The following is a 19,271-nucleotide window of genomic DNA, read 5'->3' as shown; positions in this document are numbered from 1 at the left end:
CAACCGGTGGCCGGGATCGGGACCTCAGCCCTGGCGTGGGGCGCCCCACACTCCCCCACCCCCCATCGCGTCGCATTGACGATTAGACTTGGCGGCGTGCCTCAACTACGCCTCGCCCTGAACCAGATCGACTCGCGCGTCGGCGACATCGCCGGAAACGCGGACTCGGTCCTCCGCTGGACCCGGCACTCCGCCGAGCAGGGAGCGCACCTCGTGGCGTTCCCGGAGATGGTGCTGACCGGGTACCCCGTCGAGGACCTCGCCCTGCGCTCCTCCTTCGTGGAGGCGTCCCGCGCGGCCCTGCGCTCCCTCGCCGCGCGCCTCGCCGACGAGGGCCTCGGTGAGCTGCCGGTGGTCCTCGGCTACCTCGACCGGTCCGAGAGCGACCTGCCGAAGTTCGGCCGCCCGGCCGGCTCCCCGCGCAACGCGGGCGCGGTGCTGCACCACGGCGAGGTGATCCTGACCTACGCCAAGCACCACCTCCCCAACTACGGCGTCTTCGACGAGTTCCGCTACTTCGTACCGGGCGACACCATGCCCGTACTGCGCGTGCACGGCGTCGACGTGGCGCTCGCGATCTGTGAGGACCTCTGGCAGGACGGCGGCCGGGTCCCGGCGGCGCGCTCCGCGAAGGCGGGCCTCCTGCTCTCGATCAACGCCTCCCCGTTCGAGCGCGACAAGGACGACACCCGGCTGGAGCTGGTCCGCAAGCGCGCCCAGGAGGCGGGCTGCACGACCGCCTACCTGGCGATGGTCGGCGGCCAGGACGAGCTGGTCTTCGACGGCGACTCGATCGTCGTCGACCGGGACGGCGAGGTGATCGCGAGGGCCCCGCAGTTCACGGAGGGCTGTGTGGTCCTGGACCTGGACCTGCCCGCTGCCCTGGCCGACGCTCCCACCGGTGTGGTGGACGACGGTCTGCGCATCGACCGCGTGGTGCTGTCCGCGGAGCCGCTGCCGGCGTACGAGCCCGAGCTGGCCGGCGCTTACGCGGAGCGCCTCGACGACGACGAGGAGATGTACTCGGCGCTGGTGGTGGGCCTGCGGGCGTACGTGGCGAAGAACGGCTTCCGGTCGGTGCTGATCGGCCTGTCCGGCGGTATCGACTCGGCGCTGGTCGCGGCGCTCGCGTGCGACGCGGTGGGCGCGGAGAACGTGTACGGCGTGGCGATGCCGTCGAAGTACTCGTCCGACCACTCGATCGGCGACGCGGCGGAACTGGCGAAGCGGACGGGGCTGAACTTCCGTACGGTGCCGATCGCGCCGATGTTCGACGCGTACATGGACTCGCTGGGCCTGACGGGCCTGGCGGAGGAGAACCTCCAGTCGCGGTTGCGGGGCACGATGCTGATGGCGATCTCCAACCAGGAGGGCCACATCGTGCTGGCGCCGGGCAACAAGAGCGAACTGGCGGTGGGTTACTCGACGCTGTACGGCGACTCGGTGGGCGCGTACGGCCCGATCAAGGACGTGTACAAGACGTCGGTCTTCCGGCTCGCCGAGTGGCGCAACCGCGCGGCCGAGGAACGGGGCCAGACTCCGCCGATCCCGGAGAACTCGATCACCAAACCGCCGAGCGCGGAGTTGCGTCCGGGGCAGATCGACACGGATTCCCTGCCCGACTATCCGGTGCTGGACGCGATTCTCGAACTGTACGTGGACCGGGATTCGGGTGCGGACGCGATTGTCGCGGCCGGGTACGACGCGGAACTGGTGACCCGGGTCCTGCGGATGGTGGACACGGCCGAGTACAAACGGCGGCAGTACCCGCCGGGGACGAAGATCTCGGCGAAGGGCTTCGGGAAGGACCGGCGGCTGCCCATCACGAATGGGTGGCGGGAGTCGGTCTGAGGGACGGGGCGGGGTGGGCGGGGGCGGATCCCCGCCCACCCCGCCCTCACGACCGGCGACGTTACCGGTTCGGAATTTCGAGCAATTCAATTCGGTTCGGTATTTCGATCGCGCAGCGTTCGGCATTTCGATCGAATTCCAGTGAGGCGCTTCTCTGCCCGGGAATTTGACGACCTTTTGGCTGACGCTTGACGAATTGTTAGCGCTCGCATGCGACTCATGCCGGAAATATTGACGCAACTTCACACCGGAGACATACTGGCGGCCACCTGACCTCCAGGTACAGCCACCGGTCTTCCGAAGTCCCGTACAACGAACTTCCCCAACCTTCGCCGGCCTCCTCCTGAGCGCAGAAAATGTTAGCGCTCACAGAACGCACTCGCGACGAAGTTTCCGCTGCGCCAAACCCCGATCCAGTGAGCGGCACCTCGGGTATTCGTCATGCCCAAAAGGAACGGAGATCAACGATGATTTCTCTTTCACGTCGTCAACGCCTCAGAGGGATACTTCTCTCGGTCGGCGCGACCATCGCGGTGGTCGCCGGCCTCCTGGTCGGCGCCGCCGGCCCGTCGCAGGCCGCCACCTCGCTCCCGTGCGACATCTACGCCGCGGCCGGCACGCCCTGCGTCGCCGCGCACAGCACCACACGCGCGCTCTACGCCGCCTACAGCGGCGCCCTCTACCAGGTGAAGCGCGCCTCGGACGCCACGACGACCAACATCGGCACCCTCACCGCGGGCGGCTACGCCAACGCCGCGGCGCAGGACTCCTTCTGTTCCGGCACGACGTGCGTCATCACGGAGATCTACGACCAGAGCGCCAGGCACAACGACCTCACCGTCGAAGGCCCGGGCGGCAACGGCGGCCAGGACGTCGGCGCCATCGCCAACGCGCTGCCGGTGACGGTCGGCGGGCACGCGGCCTACGGGATCTTCGTGTCGGCCGGCGTCGGCTACCGCGACAACAGCACGACGGGCGTCGCCACCGGGAGCAGCCCCGAGGGTATGTACATGGTCACCAGCGGCCACCACGTGAACAACCGGTGCTGCTTCGACTACGGCAACGCCGAGACGTCCGGCAACGACACCGGCAACGGCCACATGGACGCGCTCAACTTCGGTACGGAGTGCTGGTTCTCGTGCTCGGGTGCCGGATCGGGCCCCTGGGTCGAGGCGGACCTGGAGAACGGGCTCTTCTTCGGAGCGAACGGCTCCTACCCGAGCAACACCGGCAACAGCAGCGAGTTCGTCACGGCCCTGCTCAAGAACAACGGCACGACGACCTACGCCCTCAAGGGCGGCAACGCGCAATCAGGGTCGTTGACCACCTGGTACGACGGAGCCCTGCCCAACCTGGGCGGATACACCCCGATGCAGAAGGAGGGCGCGATCGTCCTCGGCACCGGCGGTGACAACAGCAACGGCTCCGACGGCTCCTTCTTCGAGGGCGTCATGACCGCCGGCTACCCGACCGACGCCGCCGACAACGCCGTACAGGCCAACATCACCTCCGTCGGCTACACCACACCGACCGCCGCCTTCCCCGTCGCCGGCACCGCCTACCGGCTGACCAACACCAACTCGGGCAAGGTCCTGGACGCGGTGAACTGCGGTACCGGCAACGGCACCTCGATCGACCTCTGGGCGTCGCTCGGCAACACCTGCCAGCAGTGGAAGTTCGCCAGTGCGGGCAACGGCCACTACACCATCACCAACGTCAACAGCGGCACGGTCCTGGACGACAAGAACTGCGGCCAGAGCAACGGCACCGCCGTCCAGCTGTGGGCGTCGCTCGGCAACCAGTGCCAGCAGTGGGACGTCACCCACGTGGGCAGCCACTACACGATCAGCAACGTCTACACCGGCATGACACTGGACGTCACGAACTGCGGAACAGCCAACGGCACCGTGGTCCGCCAGTGGCAGCAACTCGACAACACCTGCCAGCAGTGGGACATCGCCCCCTAGCCGACACCCCCACCCCCGCCCCGAGGGCCTGCCGGACGGAACCACTTCCGGCAGGCTTCCGGCCTTCGGCAGGCTTTCGCCTTTCGGCAGACTTCCGGCCTTCGGCAGGCCCGGCCTCGGAGTCACCGGACGCCGCCTGTCCTCTTGCGCCGGTTGGAGTGCGCAGCGTGCCCCGCGAGCTCACAGGCCGACGCGTACGCCGGACCTACAGCGTTGGCGGTCCCGGCCTCGGCTCGGGCTTGAGCTGGGGCCCAGGCTCGGGCTCAGGCTCGGGTTGAGGCTCGGGCGCCGGCGCTGCGTCCGGTCGCGTCTCCGGACCGGACTCGGGCTCCGAGAGGCCCGCAGCGGGATTGCGCACGTTCCTCCTGCGCCTGAAGCGCGGCCTGAGACCGGCCGCCTCTTCGGCACTACGCCGGCAGGTACGGCAGAAACTGGTCCCCCGGATCAGGACGATTTCGCGGATCTCGATGCTGCAGTTGCAGTGGTCCTCACTCTGCGGCGACTGCTCGGCCATAGGGAACTCGGTCATAGGGAAGGTGTGCCCGAACCAGCCGCTCATCACTCGGCCAACGCGCGCGATCGTTTCCCCGTTTGTCGCGCGTCACGCGGGATGAGGGCGACGGGAAACGGTCCCGATGATCAACGCCCGCAGCCGCTCACTACACTCCGACAATGAACAACATACGGTGCACCCAATGCGGTGCGGTGGGGCTGGAGCCGGGCTTCGTCGAGGACTCCGGACAAGGCGCTCGCGGGTTCGCACGGTGGATCGCGGGCCCCCTTCAGCGAGGCCCGCTCGGCGGCGCCAAGAGGATGGGCCGACCGCACTGGCAGATCGACGCCTACCGCTGCCCCACCTGCGCACACCTGGAACTGTTCGCCGCCCAGCGGGACTAGCCGCGTGGCCGGGCGGCGTGCACGTCGTGGTCACCGCGGTCCGCCCGAGGGCGGGCCGTCAGCGGACGACGTCGAAGACGTTCTTCTGAAGGCCGTTGGCGTACACCTCGGACTCGACGAGCCTCAGCTTCTGGGTGTCCTTGTCCGTGCCGCTGAACAGCCGCTTGCCCGCGCCGAGCAGCAGCGGGAAGACCAGCAGGTGGTAGCGGTCGATGAGGCCGGCGTCGGAGAGGTCGCGGGTGAGGGTGGCGCTGCCGTGGATGATGATCGGGCCGCCCTCGGTCTCCTTCAGTGCGGCGACGTCGTCGAGCGAGCGCAGGATCGTGGTCTCGCCCCAGTTCGACACCAGGGCGTCCTCGGTGAGGGTGGTGGAGACGACGTACTTGGGCATCACCTTGTAGTCGGCGAAGTCCGCCATGTCGGGCCAGACCGGGCTGAACGACTCGTAGCTGGTCCGGCCCAGCAGCATCGCGGCGGCCTCCTTCTGTTCCCGGCCCTTGATCTCGAAGGCCTCCGGGAGGAACTCGATGTCCTTGAAGGTCCACCCGGCGTTCCGGTAGCCGGGCTCGCCGCCCGGGGCCTCCACGACTCCGTCGAGCGAGACGAAAGCGGTGCTGACAAGGGTGCGCATCTCGGGTCTCCTGCGTGCGTCTCGTGGCTGGTACTGGTTTCCGGCCTGTTCACCATGACTGACTCCGGGCCGCGGCGAAACTCATCGGCCATCAGCGGCGTTCACCCCGCCACCCGGGCCCGCAGAACCCTAAAACTGTGCGGACTGCTGTCCCACGCGGTCGATACCCTCACCGCATGACTGCCGACGAGCGAATCGAGCAAGCCCAACTCCTCTACGAACGTGCCGTGTTCGGCGGTGACAGCAGTGTGCTGGAGTCCGCCGACCGGAACCTCGACGGGGTCGAGGCGGACCTCGCGCTGACCCGGGGCAAGGTGATCCACGCGCGCTTCCTGGAGGAGCGGGTCGAGGATGCGCGGGAGCTGGAGCTGTTCGAGCGTGCGGTGGAGCTGTACGGGCGGCTCGGGGACGTCCGGGGCGAGGGGGAGGCGGTGTTCTGGGTCGGCGTCTTCCACCAGGTGGTCCGTGACGACTCCGAGGCCGCCGTGCCCGCCTTCGAGCGTGCCCTCGGCCTCGCGACCCGGGCCGGAGACCGGCTGACGACCTCCTACGCCCTGCGTCACCTCGGCTTCGCCGACCACATGGCCGGCCGCTTGGACGAGGCCCGTGCGCGCTTCGAGGAGTCCACCCGCCTCCGCCGGGAGCTGGGATTCCTCCCGGGGGTGGCGGCGAACCTCGTCGGGCTGGCGTACGTGGCCGCCCAGCAGGAGCGGCGGGACGACGCGGCGGCGCTGCTCAAGGAAGCCGCGGAGCTGGCCGAGAGCACCGACTCGCAGGGCGTGCTGCGCTGGGTGACGGGAGCCAGTGAAGAGCTCAAGCTGCCGTAGGCGGGGAGGGGCCGAGTCGAGAGCCCGGGAAACGGGCCGTAAACGGGCGGGAGGGTGGGAGGGAGATCGACCCCTCAGTGGTGCACCTTCTCCGCCCGCACAGGCACGTGCGACGCCACCACACGCTCCCGCCCGGCCGACGGAGTCACCGCGCGGCGGTCCACCATGTACGAGATCCCCGCGACGCCCAGACCCAGCAGGGCCAAGGCCGCGCCGACCAGCGCCGGGGACGTCACCCCGAAGCCCGCCGCCAGGGCGAGGCCGCCGATCCACGCTCCCCCGGCGTTCGCCAGGTTGAAGGCCGCCTGGTTGGCGGAGGAAGCCAGGGACGGGGCCGTCGACGCCCTCTCCATCACCATCAGGTTGAGCGGTGAGCCCGTGACGAACGCCGCCACGCCGAGCAGTACGACCGCCAGGGCCGCGCTCCACGCCGTACTCATCAGCAGCGGGAACGCGCCCAGGACCGCGATCAGTGACACCAGGCCGCCGAAGAGCGTGCCCCGCATCGAGTGGTCCGCGAGCCGGCCGCCCACCAGGTTGCCGATCGTCGCGCCGACGCCGAACAGCGCCAGCAGCAGGGTCACGCTGGAGTCGGCGTATCCGGCGGAGTCCGTGAGCATCGGGGTGATGTAGCTGTACGCCGAGAACAGGGCGCCGAAGCCCGCCACCGTCGTGCCGAGGGCCAGCCAGACCGGCAGCGACCGGAGTGCGGCCAGTTCGCCGCGCAGGCCCGCCGCCGGTGCTCCCACCCGGTCGTGCGGGATCAGCAGCGCCAGCGCCGCTATCGCCGCCACGCCGATCACGCTCACGCCGAGGAAGGTCGCCCGCCAGCCGAGCTGCTGGCCCATGGCCGTGGCCACCGGGACGCCGACCACGTTCGCGACCGTCAGACCCAGGAACATCAGGGAGACCGAGCGGGCCTTGCGCTCCGGGGCCACCATGCTCGTGGCCACCACCGCGCCCACGCCGAAGAAGGCACCGTGCGGCAGCCCGCTCAGGAAGCGGGCGGCGAGGAGGTAGTCGTAGTCCGGCGCGAACGCGGAGAGCGCGTTGCCCGCGATGAACAGGCCCATCAGGCCCATCAGGACCTTGCGGCGCGACACCCGGGCCGTGACCGCCGCGAGCAGCGGGGCACCGATGACGACGCCGAGCGCGTACGCCGACACCAGATGCCCGGCGGACGGGATCGAGACGGCCAGGTCGTCGGCGACGTCGGGCAGCAGGCCCATCATCACGAACTCGGTCGTGCCGATGCCGAAGGCACCCACGGCGAGGGCCAGCAGGGCCAGGGGTGTGGTCCTGCGGGCGGACGCAGTGGGTACCTTCGGGAGCTTGGTCGGCGGCGTGGTCGGCGTGGGCCGGGACATCAGAGCGCGGGGCCTTTCGAAGGGTGCGGCGGGCGTACTTCCGTACAGTTTAAGTTCAAGTACGGAACAAAGCCTGCCAGGCCCAGTATTCCCCCGGCGTTCCGCCGGGTTACGAGCCGGTTGCCGATGCCGGAATCTTGACCCGCGCCGCGATCGGCAGATGGTCGCTCGCCGTGCGCGGCAGCGACCAGGAGCTGACCGGCTCCACGCCCTGCACCATGATCTGGTCGATCCGCGCCAGCGGGAACGACGCCGGCCAGCTGAACCCGAACCCGCTGCCCGACGCGCCCTGCGTGGAGCGCATCTGGGCGGTGACCGCGTTGAGCGCGCGGTCGTTCATCGTGCCGTTGAGGTCGCCGAGCAGGATCTTGCGCGTCAGCGTCTCGTCGGAGAGCGCCTCGCCCAGCGCGTTCGCGCTCTTGTCGCGCTGGCGGGCCGTGAACCCGGCCTCCAGCTTCACGCGGACCGACGGGAGGTGGGCGACGTACACCGCGACCGGTCCCTCCGGTGTCGCGACGGTGGCGCGCATCGCGCGGGTCCAGCCCAGCTTGATGTCCACCGGGCGGGAGGCGCTGAGCGGGTACTTGCTCCACAGGCCGACCGTGCCCTGCACCGAGTGGTACTTGTACGTCGACGCGAGGGCCTTCTCGTACGTCGGGACCGCCGTGGTCGTCAGCTCCTCCAGGGCGAGGAGGTCGGCGCCGGAGCCCGCCACCTCGCGGGCGGTGCCGGACGGGTCCGGGTTCTCGGCGTTGACGTTGTGGGTGGCCACCGTCAGGTTGCCGCCGGTGCCGGCGTTGCTGCCGAGCAGCCCGCCGAAGAGGTTGAACCAGACCGCCGTGGGCAGCACGACCGCGATCAGCGCGGTCGCGGAGCGCCGGATGAGCGCGACGACGAGCAGCAGCGGTACGGAGATGATGCCGAACCACGGCAGGAACGTCTCGCTGAGGCTGCCGAGGTTGCCGATCCGGTTGGGGATCTGCGCGTGCAGCACCATCACCAGGGCGAGCAGGATCGCCAGCGCCGCAGTGATCAGACCCCGGCGCCAGATTCTCGGATCGTCCCGCCAGCCGGCCGTCAGACGGCTCATCAGGCGCCGAAGCCGGGGTCCCCGGCGCTCGGGTCCCGAGCCTCCGTTGTCCGTCTCCGTCATGTACGCCTGCTGGGCCATACCGTCGCCTCACAACCTGCCGTGCATACCGTCCGTCCCCCGCGTCTAAGACCCTAGGGGATGATCGGTTCCGATCTCGCCGTCCCATGACGGCCGTACGGGGACGATGACGAACAAGTCGGCACGACCAGTTCCGGTTGCCCCCCGCAGACGGTCCTCTGTGACGAAACACGCACAGTCGGGCGTCTCCCGGCCCGACAGGCGTACGAATTCCCGATTACGGGGCGGCCGGCCGCAGACCTTCCAGCAATGTGTCGACGATCTGCTCGGCAAGACCCTCGGGCAGGTCCCCTTCGGGGCGCAGCACGGCGCGCAGGAGCATGGGCCCGAGGAAGAGGTCGTACATCATCGAGGCATCGATGTCGGAACGCACTTCGCCGTTCCGCTGGCCGCGGCGCAGGACCTCGGCACCGAGCAGACGGCGGGGTTCGACGACGGTGGCGTGGTACGCGGCCCACAGTTTGGGGCTGCTCTTCACCTGGGCCTGGACGTTGTGCAGGAATGCCGAGGACCGGTTGGCCAGTCCGCGCCGGCGCAGTACCTCCAGCAGCACGACCAGGTCGTCGCGCACCGACGTGCCGGGCAGTTCCGGGTCGACCGGTTCCATGACGCGCATGACGTCGACGAAGAGTTCCTCCTTGCCCGGCCAGCGGCGGTAGATGGTGGCCTTGCCGACACCGGCGGTACGGGCCACCCGCTCGATGGAGATGTCCGCGAGCGGCACGCCGTCCTCCAGGAGCTGCATCACGCCCTCGATGATGGAGCGCTCCACGGCTTCGCTCCGGGGGCGGCCACGGGTGCCGCTCCGACCGCCCAGGCCGTCCGCGAGGTTCACGCGACCTGCTCCTTTCCTCGTCCTGTGTCCTGTGTCCTGAGCCCTGAGGCCTGAGTTCGCGCGGCCCCGAAACCTGTGTCCTGCGTCGATCCTCCCCCGCCGCTCAGTGACCCGCGGATGCCAACTGCGGCTTCTCCTCGCCCTCTTGGGGTGTTGCCCGGCGGCCCGGCAGGCACAGGGCGACGACCAGGGCGCCCAGGACGGCGACGCCCGCGCCGCACAGCGCGGTGAGGTGCATCGCGTGCAGGAACGCGTCGTTGGCGGGAGCGACCAGGGCGTCGCCGCGGGGGCCGAGCTTGGCGGCGACACCGAGGGTGGCCTCGATGGACTCGCCCGCGGTGTGCCGTACGTCGGCGGGCAGCGCGCCGAGCTTGTCCTCGATGCCGTTGCGGTAGGCCGCGGAGAGGACGGAGCCGAGCACGGCGATGCCCAGCGCGCCACCGACCTGGCGGAAGGTGTTGCTGAGCGCGGAGGCGGAGCCGGCCTTCTCCCGGGGCAGGGCCTGCATGATGACGACGCTGGTCGGCGTCATGATGTGCGCCATGGCGGTGCCCATGAGGAAGAAGACGACTTCCAGCACCCAGATCGGGGTGTCGGTCTCGAACGTGGCGAAGGCGGCCAGGGTCGCGGCGATCAGGAGCATCGCGGCGGTGGTCGTGGCCCGGTTGCCGAAGCGGTCGACGGCCAGCCGGGCGCGCGGCGCGAAGATCAGCTGGGCGATGGCCAGCGGCAGCATCAGCAGCCCGGTCTGGAGGGGCGAGTAGCCGCGCACGCTCTGGGTGTAGAAGACCGAGAAGAAGGTCACGCCCATCAGCGCGAAGAAGACGAGCGCGATGACGGACATCGCCGCCGAGAAGGTCTTGTTGCGGAAGTACGTCACATCGATGGACGGGTGGTCGCTGCGCTTCTCGAACAGCACGAAGCCGACGAGTACGGCGAGACCGGCGCCGATGGTCGCCAGCACCTGCGGGTCGGTGAAGTCGGCGAGCTGGCCGCCCTTGATGATGCCGTAGACGAGCAGCACGAGGCCGACGACGGACAGCACGACCCCGACGGGGTCGACGCGGCCGGGCTTCGGGTCGCGGGAGTCGGGCACCAGGACCGTCATGAGGACGAGGGCGATGACCACGATCGGCACGTTGATGAGGAAGACGGAACCCCACCAGAAGTGGTCGAGGAGGACGCCTCCGGTGATCGGCCCGATGGCGATGGCGAGCCCGACACCGCCGGCCCAGATGCCGATGGCCTTGGGCTGCTCCTCGCGCTCGAAGACGTTCATGAGGACGGCGAGGGTGGCGGGCATCACGAAGGCGGCGCCGAGGCCCATCACGGCCCGGAAGACGATGAGTTCGGTGGGCGAGCCGGCGAAGGCGGCGAAGGCGGAGCCCAGGCCGAACACGGCGAGACCGCCGAGCAGCACCTTCTTGCGGCCGAGGCGGTCGCCGAGGATCCCGGCGGTGAACAGCAGTCCGGCGAAGACGAGGGTGTAGGCGTTGATCGCCCACTCCAGCTCGCTCTGCGTGGCGCCCAGGCCGATCGGGGCGGGGGTGGAGATGGTCTTGATGGCGACGTTGAGGATGGAGTTGTCGAGCACCACGATCAGCAGGCTGAGCATGAGCACGCCGAGAATCACCCAGCGTCGCCGGTGCACGGCCTCCGGGATCCGGGGGCCGAGGGTGGATGGACCGGCGGGAGTAGTCATGACGGCAAGCCTACGACCATTCCGATACGATACCGTCTCGTATTTTAATTCTTTACCGAGACCTTACGCAGGCCGCCCTTCGCTCCCCCTTCGCTCCCCTTCGTTGCCCCTTCCCTCCTCCTTCGCTCCGCCTTGGTCGCTCCCTGGCTGCCCCTCGGCCTCGCGCCGCCTCGCGCGCGAGACGTTCAGCACACAGACCGCCCGCCGAGGGCGACCACTAGCCGTTCCCGGATGCGAGGTGCCACCATGGGTGGCGATCCGGGGACGCCGTCAGGGCGCCTCGAGATGATTGAAGGAGCCGTTGCCATGACGCAGCTTCAGCCTGCCCACCAGGCCCCCGCCGGCAGCACCCACGCGACGAACGCGCTGTACGGGGGCAAGGGCACACGCCGCATCACGGTCCGGGACATCACCGCCGCCAAGGAACGCGGCGAGAAGTGGCCCATGCTCACCGCGTACGACGCGATGACCGCGTCCGTATTCGACGAGGCCGGTATCCCGGTCATGCTGGTCGGCGACTCGGCGGGCAACTGTCACCTGGGGTACGAGTCGACGGTGCCCGTGACCCTCGACGAGATGACCATGCTGTCGGCGGCGGTCGTCCGGGGTACCAGCCGGGCGCTGATCGTCGGCGACCTGCCCTTCGGCTCCTACCAGGAAGGCCCGGTGCAGGCGCTGCGCTCGGCGACCCGGCTGGTGAAGGACGCCGGGGTCGGTGCCGTCAAGCTGGAGGGCGGCGAGCGCTCGCACCGCCAGATCGAGCTGCTGGTCGAGTCCGGCATCCCGGTGATGGCCCACATCGGCCTGACCCCGCAGTCGGTGAACTCCATGGGCTACCGCGTCCAGGGGCGCGGCGAGGAGGCCGCCCAGCAGTTGCTGCGGGACGCGAAGGCCGTGCAGGACGCGGGCGCGTTCGCGGTGGTCCTGGAGCTGGTCCCGGCGGAGCTGGCCGCGGAGGTGACGCGGACGCTGCACATCCCCACGGTCGGGATCGGGGCGGGGGCGGAGACGGACGCGCAGGTGCTGGTGTGGACGGACATGCTGGGGCTGACCGGCGGGCGGATGCCGAAGTTCGTCAAGCAGTACGCGAATCTGCGTGAGGTCATGGGGAACGCGGCGAAGGCGTTCGCGGAGGACGTGACCGGCGGGACGTTCCCGTCGGAGGAGCACTCCGTGCACTGACCGATCGCCGCACACCCGCTGCACGTCCACTGACCGACCGCTGACCGACCACTGACCGACCACTGGGTTCCCCGGAGCCCACAGGGCCCGCCGGGCCCTACAGAGCCACTGCGGCACGAGAGCAGCCCGCCGACTTCCCCCATCGGCGGGCTGCGGCTTTTGTTCGCCGCCCCGCCCCTGCCCCCGCCGACCGCTCAGTCGTCGGTCGCGTCGGAACTGGTCACGGCATCGCCGCTGGACGGTACGGACGACGCGGAACCGCCGGTGCCGGAACTCGGGTCGGCGGTGGGACTGTAGCCGGGCACGGGATCAGAACTGGTCTCCGGTGCCTCGCTCGTCTCCGGCGCGGACGAGCCCTCCGGCTGCGGTGTCGTACCGCTGGACGTGCCCGGGGTGGGTGTCGGGCTCCCGGCGGGAGCGGGGGTACCGGCCGTGCCACCGCCCACCGAGGTTCCCCTGCCCGGCTCGCCCTTGACCACGGCCGCCACCGGCTTGCCCGCGATCAGCTCCACCGAGGTCAACGTGATCATCGCCAGGGCGAACACCAGGCCCGTGGCCAGGGCGTACTTCTTCCAGCCGATGGAGCCGCGGAGGGAGCCCCCGCGGTAGGTGGTGACCGACTCGCCCTCGGAGGGCGCGGAGGCCGCGGTCGCCCCTCCGGTCCGGCCGCCCGGGACGTCGGGCCAGGAGGGCGGCGTCGCGCGGGCAGCCGTGCCGCTTCCCGGTGGCCCGAAGGCCGCCCGGGCGTCCGCGCGGGCCTCCGCCCGCTCCTCCAGCGACGTCCGCGACACCCCTACCGGCGGTATCCCCACCGACGGCACCCGGCTACGGATCCCCTCGCCCGTCCGCCGGAAGGCGTGCGAGAAGACCGCCGCGCCGGTGGTCGCGCTGGCGCTGACCACGGCGGCGCCGATGATCGTCCCGGTCACCCCCAGCAGGGACGCGAGGACCGCGCCCACCACGGTCGCGAGAGCACTCGCCACCACCTGCACCACGGTCAGGTCGAGCACCTTGCGCTTGGGCGCCCGCTCTTCTTCCTCTCCCCCTGCTTCCCCTGCTCCCCTTGCCGCCCCTGCCGCTCCTCCTGTTTCTCCTTCTTCCCGCTCTTCTCTGCGACTCTCCATCGATCTCCCTCGGCAGTTCTGGAGCCGGACGCCGGCACGCGAGCGGCACATCACCGGAACGCGAGGCTCCTCCAGCCATGCGGACGGCACTTCGGACGCCTGCCCAGTCGGCGGTGTTTCATCTGCGCACGGCGGAGTTGCCCGACGGGGCCGCCCGTGGGAAGCGGAAAGGTGGTCCGGAGTCGGCCTGTAGGCGGTCTGTAGGCGGTCTGTCGGTAGGGGGTGACAGGTTCGGTTCATGACGCGAATCGACAACCACCCCGCAGGCGGGGCCAAGAGTGCCGTTTCCGTACGGGGGCTGGTCAAGCACTACGGCGAGACCAAGGCGCTGGACGGCGTCGACCTGGACGTCCGGGAAGGCACCGTGCTCGGTGTGCTCGGACCCAACGGCGCCGGCAAGACCACCCTCGTACGCATCCTCTCCACCCTGCTTCAGCCCGACTCGGGGCAGGCGACCGTCGCCGGGTACGACGTCCTGCGCCAGCCCCGGCAGCTGCGGCGGGTGATCGGGCTCACCGGGCAGTACGCCTCCGTGGACGAGAAGCTCCCGGGCTGGGAGAACCTGTACATGATCGGGCGGCTCCTCGACCTGCCCCGCAAGGACGCCCGCGCCCGGGCCGACGAACTGCTGGAGCGGTTCTCGCTCACCGACGCCGCCAAGCGGCCGACGAGCACGTACTCCGGCGGTATGCGGCGGCGACTGGACCTGGCCGCCTCGATGATCGGCCGGCCCCAGGTCCTCTTCCTCGACGAGCCCACCACCGGCCTCGACCCCCGTACCCGCAAAGAGGTCTGGGCCGAGGTCAAGCGGATGGTCGGCGACGGGGTGACCGTGCTGTTGACCACTCAGTACATGGAGGAGGCCGAACACCTCGCCTCCGAGCTGGCCGTCATCGACCGGGGGAAGGTCGTCGCCGGCGGTGCCGTCGACGCGCTGAAGGCGAGGGTCGGCGGGCGTACCCTGCGGATCCGGCCGGCCGATCCCCTGCAACTGCGCCCGCTCGCCCGTGACCTCGACGACCTCGGCATCACAGGTCTCGCCACGACGACCGTGGACACCGGGACCGGCAGTGTGCTGGTGCCGATCCTGAGCGACGAGCAGCTCACCGCCGTGACCGGCGCGGTCGTCGCGCGCGGTATCACGATCGCCTCGATCTCCACCGAACTGCCCAGCCTGGACGAGGTGTTCCTGTCCCTCACCGGTCATCGTGCCGGTGCCCGGCAGGACGACGCCGACTCCCCCGCCGACATCCGAGAGGAGGTCGCCGTATGAGCACCGCGACCGCGACCGTGAACGAGATCCGCGACGACAACGGCGGGACCGGAAAGGACGACATCCAGGCGGACGGCCGGATTCCGCCGCGCGGCCATCTGCGCCACACCGGCGCCCTCGTCCGCCGCAACCTGCTGTGGATCCGGCAGGACCCTGAGTCGATGGCCGACGCGCTGCTGATGCCGATCATCTTCACCCTGCTGTTCGTGTTCGTCTTCGGCGGCTCGATCGGGCAGGCCCTGGGCGGCGGGCAGGACGGTTACGTCCAGTACGTGATCCCCGGCATGATCGCGATGATGAGCATGACGCTGTCCCAGGGCGTCGGCACCGGGTTCTGCCAGGACTTCAACTCCGGTGTCATGGACCGCTTCCGGTCCCTGCCGATCGGGCGCGGCTCGGTGCTGTTCGCGAAGATCTCGGTCGAGCTGGTCCGGATGCTGTTCGCGACCACCGTGCTGATGGTCGTCGCCGTCCTGGTCGGCTTCGACATCAACCACTGGCCCGGACTGTTCGCGGCCGTGGCCCTGGCCACACTGTTCGCCTCGTCGATCATGTGGGTGTTCCTCACCCTGGGCGTGATCATGAAGAGCGCGCAGTCCGTGCAGGCGATGGGCTTCCTGGTGCTGTTCCCGCTCCAGTTCGGTTCGTCGATCTTCGCCCCGACACAGTCGATGCCGGGCTGGCTCCAGGCGTTCACCGACTACAACCCGCTGTCCACGCTCGCGGACGCGGCGCGCGGACTGATGGTGGGCGGCCCGGTCGCGCACGACCTGTGGGTGACCGTCGGCTGGTCGGTGGCCATCACGGCGGTGATGGCACCGGTCGCCATCCACAAGTTCCGCACGAAGAGCTGAAGGAACTGGAAGAACATGAGGAACTCAAGGAACTGAAGGAACTGAAGGAACCGGCAACCTCGGTACGTCTGTGCCGTACGCGCCGGTTGTCAGATGAGGGCGGTCGCCTCCCCCGCGGAGAGTCGGCCGCCCTCCGCGTACGCGGCCTCGTACGCCTCGTCGCCGAGCACGTCACGCACCGCGCGGACGGAGCGGGCGCGGACCTCGCGCTCCACGTGTCCGGAGACATGGCCGGGCGGCAGCAGGGCGTCGGCGGCGCCCAGGCAGCGGGCGGCGTCGTGGGCGCGGGCGGGGTCGAGGCCGACGAGGGCGGCGGCACTGGTGGTCAGCAGCGTGGGGCGCATGTGCGGGGCGATGGCGATGGACAGCTCGTCGTCGGCACGGGTCACCGCCTGTCGCGCCTTGACCAGTGCCTCCTCGTAATGTCCTTCCACGACGTCCAGCCAGGACTCCGCGCCGAGGATGAACGCGTCGAAGACGACGAACGAGGAGGCTCTGAACTCCGCCCGCAGCAAACGGAGTTGCTCGCGCGCCTCGGAGGCCCGGTCGGTGACGCCGAGCCAGGCCGCGAGGAAGAGCCGGGCGGCGGGCATGGCCTCGTTGACCATCCCGTCCGCCTTCTCGATCACCTCGCGCAGCAGCTGTTCGCCCTCTTCGTTCCGGCCCGCCTCCAGGAAGACGTTGCCGAGGCGGGCGGCGAGCACGGTCTTCTGGGAGCGGGCGCCGAGTTGTTCGGCCAGTTCCATCGCGTCCTGGAAGTCGGTGGCGGCGGCGGCGTACTCGGCCTTGCGTTCACGGGCCTCGCCGCGTGCGGAGAGCGCCTCGGCGGCGCCCCAGGCGTCTCCCAGGCGCCGGAAGATCTCCAGCGACTCGTCGGCGTCGCGGGTGGCGTCACCGGCCCAGTCGCTGCGGTTGGCGAGGACGTTGGCGCGCAGTTGCAGACAGGCGGCGAGTTCCCACTCGTAGCCGGGTGCGGCGTCGCGGCAGGTGCGCACGGACTCGCTGACGATGACGCTGAGCCGCTCCATGTCGCGGGTGAGCATGACGGCGTAGAACCAGAGGAGGCCGGGGTGGCGGCAGGTCTGTGGTGTGCCGGGTTCGTAGACCTGGGTGATGGCGCGCAGTTTCTGCCGGGCCTCCGGTGTCTGCCAGGCCTCCAACTCCATGTCCATGGAGGCGAGATGGATGAGGTGGACGCCGCGCCGGGCCTCTTCGAGGAGTTCGCCGTGCCAGGGGGGCGGGGTGTTCGTGCTGCGCTCCCACACGGGCTGGGCCGGGCGGACGGGGAGGGTGAAGGGGTCAGGGCCGAGGTTCATGACCTCGCGGGACCAGTTGCGGCCGGCGAGACGCAGATCGCGCATCTGCCAGTACCAGGAGGCCGACAGGACGAGGCAGATCGCCTCCTGTTCGTCGCCTGCGGTGACGGCGTGGCGGAGGGCGGCGCGGATGTTCTCGCTCTCCCGCTGGAACACGTCCAGCGCGGCCAGTTGGCCGGGGCCGCGCAGCAACGGGTCGGTGGTACGGGCGAGTTCGCGGAAGTATATGAGGTGTGCGCGCTCCGCTTCGGGGCGGACGCCCGCTTCGTCGAGGCGTTCCCCGGCGTACTCGGCGACGGTCTCCAGGAGTCGGTAGCGCATCGCGCCCGCGCCGTTCTCGTCCGAAGGGGCGGCCACGACAAGGGACTTGTCGACGAGCGAGCCGAGCGCTTCGAACGCGACGGGCCCGCACACCGCTTCGGCGGCGGGGAGGTCGCAGCCGCCCGCGAAGACGGACAGCCGTCGCAGGACGTCCCGTTCGTCCGTGTCGAGCAGGTCCCAGGACCAGTCGACGACGGCGCGCAGGGTCTGCTGGCGGGGCAGGACGGTACGGCTGCCGGAGGTGAGCAGCCGGAAACGGTCGTCGAGCCGGTCGGCGATCTGCCGCAGCGACAGCATCCGCAGCCGGGCGGCGGCCAGTTCGATGGCGAGCGGCAGCCCGTCGAGCCGTCGGCAGATCTCGGCGGCGGCCTCCGGATCGTCCTCGACGCGGAACCCGGGCCGGGCGGCTGCCCCGCGGTCGGCGAGCAGCCGTAGCGCGACGGGCTCGGGCAGCGGTTCGACGGGACGCACCAACTCCCCCGGTACGCCAAGGGGTTCACGGCTGGTGGCGAGCACGGTGACTCCCGGGCAGCGTGCCAGCAGCTCCGCGACGAGCTGCGCGGCGGCGTCGACGACGTGCTCGCAGTTGTCGAGGAGGATCAGCATCCGCCGGTTGGCGCAGTGCTCGGTGAGGCGTACGAGGGGGTCGTCGTGGCGTTCGGCGGAGGCTGCGCGCAGTTCCTCGGCGCCGGCTCCGCGCAGCACGGTCTCGCGGGCTCCGACGGCGGTGAGTACGGCTTCGGGTACGGCGTCCGGGTCGACGACGGGAGCGAGTTCGGCCAGCCACACCCCGTCCGGCGCCGCGTCCCGCGACCGGTCCCGCGACCCCTCGCGCGTCCCGCCCCACGTCCGGTCGTCTCCCGTGGTTTCCCGCGTCCCGTCCCGTACGGCTTCGGCGGCCTCCTGCGACAGTCGTGTCTTTCCGGCCCCGCCGGGCCCGAGCAGGGTCACGAGCCGGGCCGTCGCGATGTCCCCCCGGATGGCCTCGATGTCCGCCTCCCGGCCGACGAAGGAGGTGAGGCGGGCGCGCAGGTTGCCCGGGGGCGGCGACGAGGGCGGGGTGCGGGGCGGGCCGGAGGGCACGTCGGGCCGGGGTGAACGGCCGGCCGGGCCGCCCCGCGCGGGAGCCGCGCCCGCAAGGTTCGCGACGGCGCCGCGGGAGGCGGGGGCGGTCGCGCCCCACGCGCCTTCGGGTACTCGGTCAGGATTCAGCAACTCCGTTTGCAGCGACCGAAGTTCAGGCCCGGGGTCCGCGCCGAGCCGGTCCGCCAGCAGTCGGCGTACGTCCTCGTACGCGGCCAGGGCCTGGGCCGGGCGGCCCGCGTCGCGCAGGGCGCGCAGGCGGAGGGCCTGGAGGGGCTCGTCCAGGGGGTGGCTGTCGCACAGGGCGGTGAGTTCGGGCAGTGACTGTTCCGCGGCGCCCAGGGCCAGGGCGGCGGTGAGGCGGGCGCGGCGCGTGTCCAGCCGGCGGGTCTCCCAGCGGGCCGCCTCGGCGGTGCGGTCGGGGAGGTCGGCGAGGGCCGGGCCGTGCCACAGGGCGAGGGCGTCGTCGAGGACGGCGGCGGCCTTGGCGGGGTCGCCGTCGGCGAGCGCGCGCGTGCCCTCGTCGGCGAGCCGTCCGAAACGGTGCAGGTCGACGTCGTCCGGAGCGGCGCACAGCCGGTAGCCGCCCTCGGCCGAGGCGATGGTGTCCGGGCCGAGCGCCCGGCGCAGCCGGCCGACCAGTGCCTGTAGCGCGGCCGTCGCGTCGGCGGGCGCGTCCCCGTTCCACACCTCCTCCACCAGGACGCCCGCGGGCACGGTCCGGCCGGGCCGCAGGGCGAAGACGGTCAGCAGGGCGCGCAGCCGCGCGCCGCCGACCGGGACGAAGGTGCCGTCGGGACGGAGTGCCTGGGTGGTGCCGAGGATGCGGTAGCGCACGGACCCATTCTGTCCGGGGACGGTTCCGTGGCG

14 protein-coding genes are annotated in these 19,271 nt (G+C 70.7%); 7 read left to right on the top strand and 7 right to left on the bottom strand.

Annotated features, from left to right (window positions below; all coding sequences use genetic code 11):
* Positions 1-96 precede the first annotated feature (96 nt).
* From OG595_RS31480 to OG595_RS31470, 3 genes are all read left to right on the top strand, one after another.
* A complete protein-coding gene (locus OG595_RS31480) occupies positions 97-1,851 on the top strand; it encodes an NAD+ synthase (protein ID WP_329277864.1) in 1,755 nt (584 codons plus the stop codon).
* Between the two features lie 467 nt (positions 1,852-2,318).
* Positions 2,319-3,818 (top strand): arabinofuranosidase catalytic domain-containing protein, encoded by a 1,500-nt coding sequence (locus OG595_RS31475; protein ID WP_329277863.1) that lies wholly within the window; start codon positions 2,319-2,321, stop codon positions 3,816-3,818.
* A 705-nt stretch (positions 3,819-4,523) separates the two neighbouring features.
* Entirely contained in the window at positions 4,524-4,715 is a 192-nt protein-coding gene (locus OG595_RS31470) for a hypothetical protein (protein ID WP_082417165.1), read from the top strand.
* 58 nt (positions 4,716-4,773) lie between these two features.
* Here OG595_RS31470 and OG595_RS31465 read toward each other — a convergent pair whose 3' ends face one another.
* Positions 4,774-5,346 (bottom strand): dihydrofolate reductase family protein, encoded by a 573-nt coding sequence (locus OG595_RS31465; protein WP_329277860.1) that lies wholly within the window; start codon positions 5,344-5,346, stop codon positions 4,774-4,776.
* A 176-nt stretch (positions 5,347-5,522) separates the two neighbouring features.
* Between OG595_RS31465 and OG595_RS31460 the strand changes: the two genes are divergently transcribed.
* Positions 5,523-6,173, top strand: a complete 651-nt coding sequence (locus OG595_RS31460; RefSeq protein WP_329277858.1) for a tetratricopeptide repeat protein — start codon at positions 5,523-5,525, stop codon at positions 6,171-6,173.
* A 74-nt stretch (positions 6,174-6,247) separates the two neighbouring features.
* On the opposite strand, the gene OG595_RS31455 is transcribed toward OG595_RS31460, so the two are convergent.
* From OG595_RS31455 to OG595_RS31440, 4 genes are all read right to left on the bottom strand, one after another.
* Complete coding sequence (locus OG595_RS31455) at positions 6,248-7,540, bottom strand: MFS transporter (RefSeq protein WP_329277856.1); 1,293 nt, start codon at positions 7,538-7,540, stop codon at positions 6,248-6,250.
* Positions 7,541-7,649: 109 nt separating this feature from the next.
* Positions 7,650-8,630 carry an endonuclease/exonuclease/phosphatase family protein gene (locus OG595_RS31450; protein WP_443073373.1) on the bottom strand — a complete coding sequence of 327 codons (981 nt, stop codon included), beginning with the start codon at positions 8,628-8,630 and terminating at the stop codon, positions 7,650-7,652.
* Positions 8,631-8,928: 298 nt separating this feature from the next.
* Entirely contained in the window at positions 8,929-9,546 is a 618-nt protein-coding gene (locus OG595_RS31445; RefSeq protein WP_329277852.1) for a TetR/AcrR family transcriptional regulator, read from the bottom strand.
* A gap of 103 nt (positions 9,547-9,649) precedes the next feature.
* Positions 9,650-11,248 carry an MFS transporter gene (locus OG595_RS31440; protein WP_329277850.1) on the bottom strand — a complete coding sequence of 533 codons (1,599 nt, stop codon included), beginning with the start codon at positions 11,246-11,248 and terminating at the stop codon, positions 9,650-9,652.
* A gap of 306 nt (positions 11,249-11,554) precedes the next feature.
* Between OG595_RS31440 and panB the strand changes: the two genes are divergently transcribed.
* Positions 11,555-12,430: a 3-methyl-2-oxobutanoate hydroxymethyltransferase gene (gene panB, locus OG595_RS31435; RefSeq protein ID WP_329277849.1), complete on the top strand. Its 876-nt coding sequence runs from the start codon at positions 11,555-11,557 to the stop codon at positions 12,428-12,430.
* Positions 12,431-12,624: 194 nt separating this feature from the next.
* Here panB and OG595_RS31430 read toward each other — a convergent pair whose 3' ends face one another.
* A complete protein-coding gene (locus tag OG595_RS31430) occupies positions 12,625-13,554 on the bottom strand; it encodes a hypothetical protein (RefSeq protein ID WP_329277846.1) in 930 nt (309 codons plus the stop codon).
* Between the two features lie 238 nt (positions 13,555-13,792).
* On the opposite strand from OG595_RS31430, the gene OG595_RS31425 reads away from it, so the two are divergent.
* Together OG595_RS31425 and OG595_RS31420 are read left to right on the top strand one after the other, a co-directional pair.
* Entirely contained in the window at positions 13,793-14,827 is a 1,035-nt protein-coding gene (locus tag OG595_RS31425; protein ID WP_329277844.1) for an ATP-binding cassette domain-containing protein, read from the top strand.
* Positions 14,824-15,681, top strand: a complete 858-nt coding sequence (locus OG595_RS31420; protein WP_329277842.1) for an ABC transporter permease — start codon at positions 14,824-14,826, stop codon at positions 15,679-15,681. The genes OG595_RS31425 and OG595_RS31420 overlap by 4 nt, the downstream gene beginning before the upstream one ends.
* Positions 15,682-15,770: 89 nt before the next feature.
* Here the strand turns inward: OG595_RS31420 and OG595_RS31415 are convergent, their stop codons facing one another.
* A complete protein-coding gene (locus OG595_RS31415) occupies positions 15,771-19,238 on the bottom strand; it encodes an AfsR/SARP family transcriptional regulator (protein WP_329277841.1) in 3,468 nt (1,155 codons plus the stop codon).
* Positions 19,239-19,271: the final 33 nt, after the last annotated feature.

Origin of the sequence: Streptomyces sp. NBC_01451, assembly GCF_036227485.1 — a bacterium.
Taxonomy (GTDB): Bacteria; Actinomycetota; Actinomycetes; order Streptomycetales; family Streptomycetaceae; genus Streptomyces.
This window is presented reverse-complemented; position numbering and strand designations above follow the sequence as displayed.

Bases quoted from the DNA above. Each gene is read 5' to 3' on its own strand.
- OG595_RS31460 (WP_329277858.1), top strand. From the start codon at position 5,523: ATGACTGCCGACGAGCGAATCGAGCAAGCCCAACTCCTCTACGAACGT.
- OG595_RS31450 (WP_443073373.1), bottom strand. From the start codon at position 8,630: ATGAGCCGTCTGACGGCCGGCTGGCGGGACGATCCGAGAATCTGGCGC.
- OG595_RS31455 (WP_329277856.1), bottom strand. From the start codon at position 7,540: ATGTCCCGGCCCACGCCGACCACGCCGCCGACCAAGCTCCCGAAGGTA.
- OG595_RS31440 (WP_329277850.1), bottom strand. From the start codon at position 11,248: ATGACTACTCCCGCCGGTCCATCCACCCTCGGCCCCCGGATCCCGGAG.
- OG595_RS31425 (WP_329277844.1), top strand. From the start codon at position 13,793: ATGACGCGAATCGACAACCACCCCGCAGGCGGGGCCAAGAGTGCCGTT.
- panB (WP_329277849.1), top strand. From the start codon at position 11,555: ATGACGCAGCTTCAGCCTGCCCACCAGGCCCCCGCCGGCAGCACCCAC.
- OG595_RS31430 (WP_329277846.1), bottom strand. From the start codon at position 13,554: ATGGAGAGTCGCAGAGAAGAGCGGGAAGAAGGAGAAACAGGAGGAGCG.
- OG595_RS31465 (WP_329277860.1), bottom strand. From the start codon at position 5,346: ATGCGCACCCTTGTCAGCACCGCTTTCGTCTCGCTCGACGGAGTCGTG.
- OG595_RS31475 (WP_329277863.1), top strand. From the start codon at position 2,319: ATGATTTCTCTTTCACGTCGTCAACGCCTCAGAGGGATACTTCTCTCG.
- OG595_RS31420 (WP_329277842.1), top strand. From the start codon at position 14,824: ATGAGCACCGCGACCGCGACCGTGAACGAGATCCGCGACGACAACGGC.